This window comes from Ensifer canadensis (assembly GCF_017488845.2).
GTDB lineage: Bacteria > Pseudomonadota > Alphaproteobacteria > Rhizobiales > Rhizobiaceae > Ensifer > Ensifer canadensis.
Genome location: NZ_CP083371.1, coordinates 534,649 through 547,737 on the forward strand (window position 1 = coordinate 534,649; position 13,089 = coordinate 547,737).

Annotated in this window: 9 protein-coding genes and 1 riboswitch; of the genes, 5 read left to right on the forward strand and 4 right to left on the reverse strand. The window is 63.0% G+C overall.

Annotation, left to right across the window (positions count from 1 at the left end):
* Complete coding sequence (locus J3R84_RS22080; protein WP_057210102.1) at positions 1–495, reverse strand: Lrp/AsnC family transcriptional regulator; 495 nt, start codon at positions 493–495, stop codon at positions 1–3.
* Positions 496–599: 104 nt separating this feature from the next.
* On the opposite strand from J3R84_RS22080, the gene J3R84_RS22085 reads away from it, so the two are divergent.
* Genes J3R84_RS22085 through J3R84_RS22095 form a run of 3 tightly spaced genes read left to right on the forward strand, consistent with a single transcriptional unit; the run spans position 600 to position 4,272 of the window.
* Positions 600–1,808 (forward strand): diaminopropionate ammonia-lyase, encoded by a 1,209-nt coding sequence (locus J3R84_RS22085; RefSeq protein ID WP_203527815.1) that lies wholly within the window; start codon positions 600–602, stop codon positions 1,806–1,808.
* Between the two features lie 5 nt (positions 1,809–1,813).
* Positions 1,814–2,989, forward strand: a complete 1,176-nt coding sequence (locus tag J3R84_RS22090; protein WP_107027548.1) for a M20 aminoacylase family protein — start codon at positions 1,814–1,816, stop codon at positions 2,987–2,989.
* A 44-nt stretch (positions 2,990–3,033) separates the two neighbouring features.
* Complete coding sequence (locus J3R84_RS22095; RefSeq protein WP_203527818.1) at positions 3,034–4,272, forward strand: Zn-dependent hydrolase; 1,239 nt, start codon at positions 3,034–3,036, stop codon at positions 4,270–4,272.
* A gap of 263 nt (positions 4,273–4,535) precedes the next feature.
* Here J3R84_RS22095 and thiC read toward each other — a convergent pair whose 3' ends face one another.
* The 3 genes from thiC to J3R84_RS22110 all read right to left on the reverse strand — a co-directional run bounded on the left by thiC (position 4,536) and on the right by J3R84_RS22110 (position 9,996).
* The gene (gene thiC / locus J3R84_RS22100; protein ID WP_025429258.1) at positions 4,536–6,359 is read right to left on the reverse strand and encodes a phosphomethylpyrimidine synthase ThiC; all 1,824 of its coding nucleotides are present in this window, start codon (positions 6,357–6,359) and stop codon (positions 4,536–4,538) included.
* Positions 6,360–6,453: 94 nt separating this feature from the next.
* A riboswitch (TPP riboswitch) is annotated at positions 6,454–6,585 on the reverse strand.
* Positions 6,586–6,762: 177 nt separating this feature from the next.
* Positions 6,763–8,124, reverse strand: a complete 1,362-nt coding sequence (locus J3R84_RS22105) for a sigma-54-dependent transcriptional regulator (RefSeq protein WP_203527820.1) — start codon at positions 8,122–8,124, stop codon at positions 6,763–6,765.
* A gap of 3 nt (positions 8,125–8,127) precedes the next feature.
* Positions 8,128–9,996, reverse strand: a complete 1,869-nt coding sequence (locus tag J3R84_RS22110) for a sensor histidine kinase (RefSeq protein ID WP_057209829.1) — start codon at positions 9,994–9,996, stop codon at positions 8,128–8,130.
* Between the two features lie 230 nt (positions 9,997–10,226).
* Here J3R84_RS22110 and J3R84_RS22115 point away from each other — a divergent pair, with 230 nt between their 5' ends.
* Together J3R84_RS22115 and J3R84_RS22120 are read left to right on the forward strand one after the other, a co-directional pair.
* On the forward strand, positions 10,227–11,552 hold the full coding sequence (locus tag J3R84_RS22115) for a dicarboxylate/amino acid:cation symporter (protein ID WP_057209827.1): 1,326 nt from the start codon (positions 10,227–10,229) through the stop codon (positions 11,550–11,552).
* Positions 11,553–11,803: 251 nt separating this feature from the next.
* Positions 11,804–13,072: an ABC transporter substrate-binding protein gene (locus tag J3R84_RS22120; protein WP_057209825.1), complete on the forward strand. Its 1,269-nt coding sequence runs from the start codon at positions 11,804–11,806 to the stop codon at positions 13,070–13,072.
* Positions 13,073–13,089 lie beyond the last annotated feature (17 nt).

Consider the following 13,089-nt stretch of genomic DNA (forward strand, 5'->3'; position numbering starts at 1 on the left):
TCAGCGCGGCTTTTCCACCGGCACTGACAGACCGACCTTGACGCGGTCCATAGTCACGAAGGTTCGGAAGCGCCGGATGTTGGGATTGCCGAAGAACATGCGGCGGGTGAAGGCTTCGTAATCGCCCATCGTCGGCACGATCACGACAAGCATGAAATCCACGTCGCCCGTGACGTAATAGCATTGCTGGACTTCCGGAGCGGCCGAGAAGGCGGCCTTGGCCGCATCGAGCAGGTCGATCTGCTCGCTTTCCACCTCCACTTCGACAAGGATCGTCAGGGCCTGGTTGACCCGCGCCGGCTCGATCACCGCGACATTGCTGCGGATGACCCCAGTTTCTTCCATGCGCTTGATCCGCCGTTGCACGGCCGGCGCAGACAGGTTGACGGCCTCGCCGATCTGTCGCTGTGGCGTCGTGTTGTCCTTCTGCAGGATTGAGAGGATTGCCAGGTCGAAGCGGTCGAGCTCCGCCGATGTGCTCTTTGAAACGGCCATCATTTCCTCATTGTCATTTACAAACTTGCGTAAGGGCTCTCCATTTAGAGCGCATTTCTCTCGTTCGGTGAAATATAACTTCATCGAACGAGGAGATTGCCCACATGCTCATTCGCAACCACCATGCCGATTTCGGATCGCCGCTGCTGCCTGACGATGCCGAAATGCTCTCGATTGCTGCGGCTGCAGAGGTTGAGCGGCAGCTATCGCGCCGTGACGATCATCGGCCGACGCCGCTTCATTCCTTGCCGGCGCTTGCGGCCGAACTCGGGGTCGGAGCAATCTTCGTCAAGGACGAGGGCCATCGGCTCGGGCTCGGCAGTTTCAAGGCGCTTGGCGGATCCTACGTGGTGATCCGGCTGGTGCTTGACGAGGTCCGGAAGCAGACAGGCCTGGACGTCGACATAGACGATCTCACGCGCCCTGACGTTCGCGCGGTCGCGCGCCAAATGACGTTCGGCTGCGCCACGGATGGCAACCATGGTCGCTCAGTGGCGATGGGCGCTGAGCTTGTCGGTGCGAAATCGGTGATCTTCGTGCATTCCGGTGTCAGCCAGAAACGCATAGAGGCGATTGCGCATTACGGCGCCGAGATCGTCCGGGTCGAAGGAACCTATGACGACTCGGTGGAGTTTGCGGCGAAGGTCTGCAACGAGCGTGGCTGGACCGTCGTATCGGACACCTCCTGGCCGGGATACGAATATATTCCCGGTCTGGTCATGCAGGGATATACGGCGCTTTTGTGCGAAGCCTTGCGGACGATCGACGCACCACCGACGCATGTCTTCGTGCAAGCCGGCGTCGGCGGAATCGCTGCTGCAACGGCCGGGCAACTGGCGCTGCGTTACGGTCATGACCGGCCGCGCTTAGTCGTAGTCGAGCCGGCCCGAGCTGCCTGCCTGCTGGAAACGGCAAGGGCCGGCCATCCGGTGAAAGTGCCACATGGCGAGCCAACTGTCATGGCGATGCTCGAATGTTACGAGCCTTCTCTTGTCGCCTGGCGCATTCTTTCGCGTGTTGCCGACGCCTTCATGATGATCGACGAGGAGGATGCCGTTTCGATCATGAACCGCCTCGCTCGCCCGAAAGGGGGCGATCCGGCAATCGTTGCTGGTGAAAGCGGCGGTGTCGGGCTGGCTGGCCTCATCACGGTCGCCGGAGACCCGAACATGCGCGCCGCCCTCGGCCTTGATGCCAATTCGCGGATCCTGGTGATCAATACCGAAGGTGCCACGGATCCTGAACGCTACGAAGAGCTGGTTGGCCTCGCGCCGGCTGATGTCGCCGGGGCTGAGAAATTGGAAAGGGTATGACGCGGATGGCAAACACGGATATCGACAAGCTTGTGGCGGAGATGACGGCGTGGCGTCATGACCTGCACGCCCATCCGGAATTCGGTTTCGAGGAAAAGCGGACAGCGGCCTTCGTTGCCGCCAAGCTGCGGGAGTTCGGCCTGGACGAGGTCGCCGAAGGTATCGGTGGCACCGGGGTGATCGGCACGCTGCGGCATGGAACGGGAAATCGCGCCATAGCGCTGCGTGCCGATATGGATGCGCTGCGTATCGCGGAACAGGGGACAATTGCCTATTGCTCTACCCGGCCCGGCACGATGCACGCCTGCGGCCACGACGGCCATACGGCGATGCTGCTCGGCGCAGCGAAGCTGCTGACCGAGGAGGGCGGCTTTGACGGGACCGTGCGCTTCGTTTTCCAGCCAGCTGAAGAATGGGGGAAGGGTGCACTTGCCATGCTCGCCGATGGCATGCTGGAACGCTTTCCCTTCGACGAGATCTATGGGCTGCACAACATGCCGGGCCTGCCGGTCGGAAAGTTCGAGACCCGTGCCGGCGCCATCATGTCGGCCGAAGACAATTTCGAGGTCACGCTCAAGGGCGTCGGCGGCCATGCCGCGCGACCTCACGCGGGCAACGAGACGCTGGTCGCTGCCTGCGCGACAGTGGTCAATCTCCAGACCATCGTTTCGCGAAGGCTCTCTCCGGCCGATATCGCCGTCGTCTCCGTGACCGAATTGATCACCGACGGCACGCGCAATGCCTTGCCAGGCCTGGCCCGCATTCTCGGTGATGCGCGCAGCTTCCGACCTGAGGTGAGCGCCAGGATCGAACAGCAGATGCGCACGATCGCCAAGGGGACGGCGGATGCCTATGGCTGCGAGGTCGAGGTGACCTATACGCGTGAGTTCGTGCCGCTGCTCAACGATCCGGCTCTCGTCGATCATGCCTTCGCAGCGGCCGGTGCGGTGTTCGGGACGGACAATGTCGCCGTCGCCGCCGAGCCGATGACCGGATCGGAGGATTTTGCCCGGTTCCTCGCGCATGTGCCGGGTTGCTTCGTCTTTATCGGCAACGGCCAGGAATCCGCGCCGCTGCACAATCCGCATTACGACTTCAATGACGATGCCTTGATCTTCGGTGCCCGGTTCCACGCCGAAATCGTCCGGCAACGGCTGGCCGCACCGGATGTGGGGCAGTGACAGTCGCGATGCTCAATACAAACACGATTGAAGGCGGCGCCGTCATGTCTCATCAGTCCATTAATGCCGAACGTCTGCTTACCCGCATCCGCGAACTCGGCGCGATCGGGCGCAACGATCAGGGGCAACTGACACGGCTTGCTGCGTCTGCCACCGACAAGCTCGGGCGGGACCGCCTAGTCGCTTGGCTGCGGGCCGCGGGGCTGGAGATCGCCGTCGACCGCATCGGCAATATCTTCGGCGTCTGGCAAAGCCAGGATAACGCCGGGCAATCGCCGTTAATGCTCGGCTCCCATATCGACACGGTCATCAATGCCGGCATCTACGATGGCAGCTACGGCGTGCTGGCCGCCCTCGAAGTCATCGAGACACTGAAGGAGCAGGGATTCGCGCCTGTCCGCCCGATCGTCGTCGCGGCCTTTACCAACGAGGAGGGGGTGCGCTACGCGCCCGATATGCTGGGGTCGCTTGTTCATGGGGGCGGCCTTGCGGTCGAAGCCGCGCTTGCGACGGTCGGAACCGATGGCACGACGCTCGGATCGGAACTCGCGTGCATAGGTTACGCCGGCACCGCGGAGCCCGGCTTTCTGAAACCTCATGCCTATGTTGAATTGCACATCGAGCAGGGGCCGGTGCTTGAGCGCGAAGCGACCACGATCGGCGCCGTCGAAAATCTGCAAGGGATTTCCTGGCAGCGCGTGACCATCGACGGCGTTGCCAATCATGCCGGCACGACGCCGATGGCAATGCGCTCCGATGCGGGCCTTGCTGCCGCGCGCGTCGGCCTGTTCCTGCGCGAGCACATCGCGCGATCAAACGCGCCGAGCGTTGCGACGATCGGAACCATGCGCTTCGAGCCGGACGCGATCAACGTGATCCCCTCGCGCGCGGTCTTTACCATCGACCTGCGCGACCCGGACGAGGATCGCCTGAGGGCACTTGAAAGCGCGCTTTCCGGCTTTCTCGACCGGCTTGAGCAGGAAGAGCATGTGATCGTCTCTGTCGAGCGTCTCGCCCGGTTCGAGCCCGTCAGTTTCGACGGTGCGATCGTCGCGGCGATTGAAGTTTCCGCGAAGGCCCGTGGGCTGAAGAGCCGGCGGATGACCTCCGGCGCCGGCCACGACGCCCAGATGATCGCGCGCATCGCGCCGGCGGCGATGATCTTCGTGCCGAGCCGCGACGGGATCAGCCACAATCCGCGCGAACACACGGATCCGGCAGATCTCGTCGCCGGTGCCAATGTCCTGCTCGACGTCGCCGTCCGGCTTGCAGGTAGCCCTTAGGGCGCCGGAAGGGGCCGGGTGCGACCTCCTTGGAGCGATCAAGATGCTGATGCGGCAGCAATTCCTCTCACACCGTCATGCTCGGGCTTGACCCGAGCATCCAGCCGGCACCTCTGTGTCAGCCTCGTATCGACAAGCCGGCTGCCTCCAATGTGGATGCTCGGGTCGAGCCCGAGCATGAAGAAGAGATGGGCCATTGCGTAAAGAGTGCCGGAGCCCGCCGGGCGCCAGAAGGGGCGGGGTCGCCGCCCCTTCTGGCGTGGTTATCCCCGAACGTCTGCCTCGCTGTCGACCGGCATATAGAGGTCGCCACCCTCACGATACTTGGCCGCCATCGCTTGAAAACCTTCCTTCTGCGCCTCGGCGCGGATGTCGTGCGAGATCCGCATCGAGCAGAATTTCGGCCCGCACATGGAGCAAAAATGCGCGACCTTGTGCGCCTCCTTCGGCAAGGTTTCGTCGTGGAAGGAGCGGGCGGTTTCCGGATCGAGCGACAGGTTGAACTGGTCCTCCCAGCGGAACTCGAAGCGGGCGCGCGACAGGGCGTCGTCGCGGGTGCGGGCCGCCGGGTGCCCCTTGGCGAGATCGGCGGCATGGGCCGCGATCTTGTAGGTGATGACGCCCACCTTGACGTCGTTGCGGTCGGGAAGCCCCAGATGTTCCTTCGGTGTCACATAGCAGAGCATGGCCGTGCCGAACCAGCCGATCATCGCGGCACCGATGCCCGAGGTGATGTGGTCGTAGCCCGGGGCGATGTCGGTCGTCAGGGGCCCAAGCGTATAGAACGGCGCCTCGCCACAGACAGCGAGCTGCTTGTCCATGTTTTCCTTGATCTTGTGCATCGGCACGTGGCCGGGGCCCTCGATCATCACCTGGCAGTCTTTCGCCCAGGCGATCTTCGTCAGCTCGCCCAGCGTTTCCAGTTCGGCAAATTGCGCCGCGTCATTGGCATCGGCGATCGAGCCCGGACGCAGGCCGTCGCCGAGCGAAAACGAGACGTCATAGGCGCGGCAGATGTCGCAGATCTCTTCGAAGTGCTCGTAGAGAAAGCTCTCCTTGTGGTGGTGCAGGCACCATTTCGCCATGATCGAGCCGCCGCGCGAGACGATGCCGGTGACGCGGTCGACGGTCAGCGGGATATAGTGCAGCCGGACACCGGCATGGATGGTGAAGTAATCGACCCCCTGTTCCGCCTGCTCGATCAGCGTATCGCGATAGACTTCCCATGTGAGATCCTCGGCGATGCCGTTGACCTTTTCCAGCGCCTGGTAGAGCGGCACGGTGCCGATCGGCACGGGCGAGTTGCGGATGATCCATTCGCGGATGTTGTGGATGTTGCGGCCGGTCGAAAGGTCCATCACCGTATCGGCGCCCCAGCGGGTGGCCCAGACCATCTTCTCCACTTCCTCGGCCATCGACGAAGTGACGGCGGAGTTGCCGATATTGGCATTGATCTTCACCAGGAAATTCCGGCCGATGATCATCGGTTCGGATTCTGGGTGGTTGATGTTGGCCGGCAGCACGGCGCGGCCGCTGGCAATCTCCTGGCGGACGAATTCGGGCGTGACGTGATCGGGGATATGGGCGCCAAAGCTTTCGCCGTCGCGTAGCGCGGCGCGTGCAGCGTCGCGGCCAAGGTTCTCGCGGATGGCGACGAACTCCATCTCGGGCGTGATGATGCCGGCCCGCGCATAGGCAAGCTGCGTCACCGCGCGCCGGCCGGTTGCGCGCAGCGGCGCGTGACGGAGGGGAAAGGTCGGCGTCAGCCGGTCGCCGGAGGCAAAGCCGTTGTCTTCCGGCCGCACGTCGCGCCCGTCATAGGCTTCGACATCGCCGCGAGCGATGATCCAGTCGCGGCGCGGTCTTGGCAATCCATCCTCGATGCGGATGTTGGCATCTTCTACGGTGTAGGGACCGGAGGCGTCGTAGACGGTGACCGGCGGCTCGCCCGACGTCGGGTGCAGGGTGATTTCGCGCATGGGAACGCGGATGTCGGGATGGATCGTGCCTGGCTTGTAGACCTTTTTCGAGGCGGGAAGCGGGCCTTTTGTGACCGAGAGTTCTGCGGGTTTGGTGGCAATATTCATGATGAGGCTCCAAGTTTGCGGTTGGAGACCCAGTTCTGAAGCCGGAAGGAAAAGACATGTTTGCCTGAAATTCCGCGCGAATGACGGAATCGTGGCGTCAATGTCTGCACCGTCCCTACGCCAGTATGAACTGGATCAGGTTCAACGGGTCACTGCGCCTCGGTCGGCAAAGCCGATCCGCCCAGCAGTATCTCAGCCCCTTGACGGGACCCCCCTGGTGAATGCCTAGAGATAGCCATCGATCCGGATGCGCCGTCAAGCGTTAATCCGAAGGTTGCGTGTCAGGCCTGTTGATTGCCCGGTAGAGCGTTTCCGGATGAGACGAAGCCGCGGGCACGCTCGTTCTTTTCGTTTTTACGCATTTCCTGACGGAAAACCGCTCCGCACTTTTCCTGGAAATGCGCTAGCGGCCGGACTTCTCTGATCCCCGGCGATCGGCATAATCCGCACGGTTGATGCCGTGCCGCTGCAGCTTGTCATAGAAGGTCTTGCGCGGAATGCCGAGCGCTTCGATCGTCGCCTTGACGTCGCCGTGCTGCGCCCGCAGCGCTTCTTTCAGAATTTCCGCCTCGTAGCGCTCGATCCGCTCGGGCAGGCCGGCACTGGTCGGCGCCGCGGCAATCGGTTGGCCGAGCGAACCTTCGACGCCAAGGGCGACGCGCTCGGCGAAGTGCGAGAGCTCGCGCACATTGCCCGGCCAAGAATGAGACCTCAGATAGTGGCTGACGGCCGGCGAAAGCGTCGGCACGTCGCGCTTGAAACGCTCGGCTGCCCGCGTCAGGAAATGCGAGAAGAGAAGGGGGATATCGTCCCGGCGTTCGCGCAGCGGCGGGATCGACAGGGTGACGACGTTCAGCCGGAAATAGAGATCCTCGCGAAAATCGCCCCGCTGGGCCGGGTCGCCGAGGTCGATCTTGGCCGCGGCGATGACCCGAATATCGACGGGGCGCACGATATTGGTGCCAAGCGGCGTGATCTCACGGGCTTCAAGCACTCGCAGCATCTTGACCTGCGTTGCCGGCGGCATCGCCTCGATCTCATCGAGGAAAAGCGTGCCGCCGCTCGCATGCTCGATACGGCCGACGCGCTTCTTCAGGGCACCGGTGAAGGCGCCGGGCTCGTGGCCGAAAAGCTCGCTCTCGATTACCGTTTCCGGCAGTGCGCCGCAGTTCAGCGCCACGAAGTTGCCGTTGCGGCGCCGGCTCCAATTGTGCAGCAGCGTCGCCACCACCTCCTTGCCGCTGCCGGTTTCGCCGGCAACAAGCACATCCACGTCGGTGTCGGCGATATGCCGCAAGGTCTGGCGCAGCCGTTCCATGACCGGTGTCTGGCCAATCAGCGGCAGGCTCTCACCGGCGACTTCGGCTGCGCGTTTCAGCGCGCGGTTTTCCATCACCAGCCGGCGTTTTTCCAAGGCGCGGCGTGCGCTCTGCACCAGACGGTCGGCGGCAAAGGGTTTCGGGATGAAATCATAGACGCCGTCCTTAATGGCCTGAACGGCCATCGGGATATCGCCGTGGCCGGTGACCAGAATGACGGGCAGGTCGGGGTCGAAATCGGCGATCCGGCGAAACAGCGTGAGGCCGTCGATCCCGGGCATGCGGATATCGCTGATGACGATCCCGCTAAAATCCGGGTTGAGGATTGCGAGCGCTTCCGCCGCGCCGGGAAAGGCGGAGACCGCGAGGCCGGCAAGCTCCAGCGTCTGCTTGATCGCCCGCCTGAGTTCGCTGTCGTCGTCGACGAGGCATACGGATTGCTGCATCGCTCAGGCCCTCTTCAAACGCACGGTGAAGACGGTGCCCTCAGGGCTGGTCTTGACCTCGATGTCGCCGCCATAGTCGGCGACAATCTCCTTGGAGATGGCAAGGCCGAGACCGAGACCTTCATCCTTGGAGGTGTTGAACGGCGTGAAAAGGTCTTCGAGGATATCGGGCCGAATGCCCGGACCATTGTCGGCGACAACAAGCGAAACTGTTTCGGAGGGGCCTAACTCGCACCGCACACGGATCTCAGCGTCTGCCCGATCACCGAGGGCTTCCAGGGCATTCTGCAACAGGTTGATCAGCACCTGTTCCAAGCGGATGCGATTGCCGAGCACGCTGAGGCCGTTATCAGGCAGGTCGATGACGATCGCGTCCATGCGGCCGGCAAAGCGGCTGCGCAGCAGCATTCGAGCGCCTTCGATCACCTCCCGCATCGCCGTCGGTTCGGCGACGAAACGGCCCTTGCGCGCAAAGCTGCGCAGTTCGTCGGTGATGGTGCCGACCCGCTCGGTCAGCGCAGCGATGCTTTCGAGATTTTCGACGGCGGTTTCTTTTTGGCCGCGGTCGAGGAAGGTGCGCGCATTGTCGGCATAGGCGCGGATGGTTGCGACCGGCTGATTGATCTCGTGGGCAACGCCCGCCGCCACCTGTCCGAGGATTGCCAGGCGGTTGGCCTGGACCAGTTCCTGCTGCACCGCCTGCAGCCTCTCGCCCGTGCGCCTGTGGTCGGCGATCTCGGTTTCGAGGTGATCGCGGGCGAGGCTTAGGTCCTGTGTGCGCTCGGCCACTCGGCGTTCCAACTCATCGCGCGCGGCGCGTTCGTTGGCCGCGACCTGCGTCAAAGCCTGGCGCCGGCGAAGAAGGAATGCGGCAAGCGCCAGCAGCGGCACGATAACGGCAAGGGCCAGCAGCCTTGCCTCGCGGCTCGCGGCGCCAAGGGCTGCGTCTAGCGGTGCCAATTGCTCCAGCCGCCAGCTGGTCGAGGGCACCATGGTCTCGACCCTGAGGTATTGCCGCTCGCTGCTGCCGGGCAGAAGCGCTGTCAGCACGCTCGATCCATTGCTCGTTGGCTCGATCCGGCGGAACGGTAGCGGCAGCAGGGAGGCATCGCCGAACTGCAGGCTGTCGCGGATGGCGGCGAGGCGATCCCCGGGGATGGTACGGGTCGTCATGAAGCGCCAGGACGGGAAGCTGGTGATCAGCACGATGCCGCGCCGGTCGGTGACATAGACCGGCTTGCCGGAGGCGAGCCAATCGGCCTCGACCCCGCCGAATTCGAGCTTGGCGACCACGACGCCAATCGGGCCGTCAGGCCCGTCGACACGTCTTGATATGTAGAGGCCTGGCCGCTTGCTGACGGTGCCCATGGCGAAATGCTCGGCCTTGCCATCGCGCATCGCCAGCCGGAAATATTCGCGGAAAGCGTAGTCATTGCCGACGAAGCTGGTTGGCTCGCGCCAGTTGCTGGCAGCCACCGCCACGCCGTCGAGGCCAATCGCGTAGATCACCGCCGCATCCGTATTGGCGGCCAGCGCCTCGAGCTTTTGATTGAGCCGCTGCAACGGCTGGTCGCCACCCTTCTCAAGCGCCGTCTTCACCTCTACATCGTCTGCCAGTACCAGAGGCAGCGCGCGCTGCCGCTCCAGCACTGCCCTCAGCAGCGAGGCCTTGAGATTGGCATCGATGCGGCTCTGGATGTCGACGGTTTCAAGCGCCTTGTTTCGCCCATATTCGCCGGCGAAAAAAAGCCCCGCTGCCAGCAACACCAACGCTAGCGCGGCAAAAATCAGCCAGGCGCGGCGCATGTGCCGGTCGAGATCCTCTGGATTGATAGGGCTGGGCGCGGGCATGGACATGGCGGAATTGTGCATTATTCCGCGCAAGTTTCCAGATGATCTGTGCGGATATCCGCTCAAATATTCGTGTGCGTGATCCAAGATTCTCGAAAAATTGGCGATATTTCAATGGCCTGATCAGCTGTGCTGCGATCTGGCACGCCCATTGCAGATGACATCCTCATGACAGCCCGAGCTGTCGCGCTTCGGAAATAGGGCCTGGGAGGCCCGGCATGACGCCGGACTGGGCCTAAGTGGAGGATATCATGATTATCGACCAATCCGCGGAACCGCGCGGCAAGACACCTTTCTATCGTCATCTCTATGTCCAGGTTCTGGCGGCCATCGCCGCAGGCATCCTGCTCGGCCATTTCTACCCGGAGGTCGGCACGCAGCTTAAGCCGCTAGGCGATGCCTTCATCCGCCTGGTGAAGATGATTATTGCCCCGGTCATCTTCCTGACCGTCGCCACCGGCATTGCCGGCATGACCGATCTCGCCAAGGTCGGGCGGGTCGCCGGCAAGGCGATGATCTACTTCCTGACCTTCTCGACGCTCGCGCTCATCATCGGCCTGATCGTGGCCAATGTGGTGCAGCCCGGCGCCGGCATGCACATCGACCCCGCGTCGCTCGACGTCAAGGCGGTCACCTCCTACGCCGAGAAGGCGCATGAGCAGTCGATCACCGGCTTCCTGATGAACATCATTCCGACCACGCTCGTCGGCGCATTTGCCGAGGGCGATATCCTGCAGGTGCTGTTCATCTCCGTTCTGTTCGGCCTGGCGCTCGCCATGGTCGGCAAGAAGGCGGAGCCTGTCGTCGATTTCCTGCACGCGCTGACGCTGCCGATCTTCAAGCTGGTCGCGATCCTGATGAAGGCGGCGCCGATCGGTGCGTTCGGCGCCATGGCCTTCACCATCGGCAAATATGGCGTCGGTTCGATCGCCAATCTCGCCATGCTGATCGGCACATTCTATTTGACCTCGCTGCTCTTCGTCTTCGTCGTGCTCGGCGCGGTTGCCCGCTACAACGGCTTCTCGATCGTCGCCCTCATCCGCTACATCAAGGAAGAACTGCTGCTCGTTCTCGGTACATCCTCTTCGGAAGCGGCGCTGCCGGGACTGATGAGCAAGATGGAAAAGGCCGGTTGCAAGCGCTCGGTTGTCGGGCTGGTCATTCCGACCGGCTATTCCTTCAACCTCGACGGCACCAACATCTACATGACGCTCGCCGCACTCTTTATTGCCCAGGCGACCGACATTCCGCTGTCGCTCGGCGACCAGGTGCTGCTGCTGCTCGTGGCGATGCTGAGCTCCAAGGGTGCAGCCGGCATTACCGGCGCCGGCTTCATCACGCTTGCCGCCACGCTTTCGGTCGTGCCGGCGGTGCCGGTTGCCGGCATGGCGCTGATCCTCGGCATCGACCGCTTCATGTCGGAGTGCCGGGCACTGACCAACTTTGTCGGCAACGCGGTTGCGACCATCGTGGTCGCCAAGTGGGAAGGCGAACTGGATGAGACCCAGCTTGCCGCAACCCTTGGCGGCCGGGCGCTGCCGGAAAGCCCGGTTCCGGGTCTTCAGCCAGCCGAATAAAGCTGCCTCCTAGGGCAAGACCGCATCTCGGTGCGGCAAGGCGTGGTCCACTTTCTGGTGGGCCACGCCTTTTTTCTTTTGCGGGATAGCCTCGTGGCGTTGCCGCCCTAGGTCATAGGCTGGCGGTTTGCTGCCGGGCCGCCAACGTTCCTGTGAAATTCTCGTTCTCCCCACTTTACTGTACCGTCTGGACGGTATAGTAATTTGTCATCACTGATCGAGGCAAAGCGTTTTCTGGGGAGGAGACGAGAATGCATTGGACGAAGTGTGTGAAAGCGGCCGCCTTGGCCACCGCGGCGTTTGCCGCATTTCCAGCGGCTGCGGCCGAAGTATCGATTTTCTGCAGCTCGGCCGGCGCGGAGCTCGAGCTCTGCCAGTCGGCCTCCGAGGCCTGGGCCAAGGAAACCGGCAATACTGTCAAGATCAACAAGATGCCGGCCAATTGGGGCGAGGCGCTGCCGCTCTACCAGCAGCTGCTCGCCGGAAAGTCCGGCGACGTTGATGTCTTGACCCTCGACAATATCTGGGTCGGCACGCTCGCGTCGCACCTCGTCGATCTCCGGCAGAAGGTGCCTGCCGACGAAGTTTCCAGCCATTTTGAATCGTCTCTTGCCGACGCGACCATCAATGGCCAGCTGCTGGCAATGCCGTGGTTCGTCGACGCCGGCCTGATGTTCTATCGCAAGGACCTTCTGGAGAAGTACGGCAAGGCCGAGCCGAAGACCTGGCGGGAGCTCACCGAGACGGCGAAGCTCATCCAGGACAAGGAGCGGGCATCAGGCAGTCCCGACATGTGGGGCTATGTCTGGCAGGGGCGAGCCTATGAAGGGCTGACCTGCGACGCGCTCGAATGGGTGGCATCCTACGGCGGCGGAACCTTCATTTCGCCCGAGGGCGAGATCACAGCCAACAATCCGAAGGCGGCCGAAGCGCTCGATATTGCCCGATCCTGGATCGGCGGGATCAGCCCGGAAGGCGTGTTGAACTACGACGAAGAAGGCTCGCGCGGCGTGTTCGAAGCCGGGAACTCGGTTTTCCATCGCAATTGGAGCTATGTCTGGGGCACGACGCAGGCCGACGGATCGTCGCTGCGCGGTAAGGTCGGCGTCATGGCGCTTCCGGTTGGGGCTGAAGGCGGCAAGTCGAGCGGATGTTACGGGGCGGGTCTTCTCGGTGTGTCGAAATACGCCGACGATGTAGACGCCGCCGTCAGCCTGGTGCGCTATCTCACCGGCGCCAAGGAACAGAAGCGCCGCGCGCTCCAGGCCTATAGCCCGACGCTGAAGGCGCTCTACGAAGACAAGGACGTTCTGGCGGCCAATCCTTCGCTGCAGTTTGCCGAGAAGGCATATGCCGAAAGCGCCTCGCGTCCGTCGCAGGTCACGGGCGCGTCCTACAACCGGGTGTCCCAGCGGATCTTCAATGGCGTGCACAATGTGCTGAGCGGCAAGGAAAGCGCGGACGATGCCCTGGCGAAGGTTGCGAGCGACCTGGAACGTCTAAAGGCGCGGGGCTGGTAAGCCCCCGCCTATTTCCC

Bases quoted from the DNA above. Each gene is read 5' to 3' on its own strand.
- J3R84_RS22105 (WP_203527820.1), bottom strand. From the start codon at position 8,124: ATGCAGCAATCCGTATGCCTCGTCGACGACGACAGCGAACTCAGGCGG.
- J3R84_RS22120 (WP_057209825.1), top strand. From the start codon at position 11,804: ATGCATTGGACGAAGTGTGTGAAAGCGGCCGCCTTGGCCACCGCGGCG.
- J3R84_RS22085 (WP_203527815.1), top strand. From the start codon at position 600: ATGCTCATTCGCAACCACCATGCCGATTTCGGATCGCCGCTGCTGCCT.
- J3R84_RS22115 (WP_057209827.1), top strand. From the start codon at position 10,227: ATGATTATCGACCAATCCGCGGAACCGCGCGGCAAGACACCTTTCTAT.
- J3R84_RS22080 (WP_057210102.1), bottom strand. From the start codon at position 495: ATGGCCGTTTCAAAGAGCACATCGGCGGAGCTCGACCGCTTCGACCTG.
- J3R84_RS22095 (WP_203527818.1), top strand. From the start codon at position 3,034: ATGTCTCATCAGTCCATTAATGCCGAACGTCTGCTTACCCGCATCCGC.
- J3R84_RS22090 (WP_107027548.1), top strand. From the start codon at position 1,814: ATGGCAAACACGGATATCGACAAGCTTGTGGCGGAGATGACGGCGTGG.
- thiC (WP_025429258.1), bottom strand. From the start codon at position 6,359: ATGAATATTGCCACCAAACCCGCAGAACTCTCGGTCACAAAAGGCCCG.
- J3R84_RS22110 (WP_057209829.1), bottom strand. From the start codon at position 9,996: ATGCACAATTCCGCCATGTCCATGCCCGCGCCCAGCCCTATCAATCCA.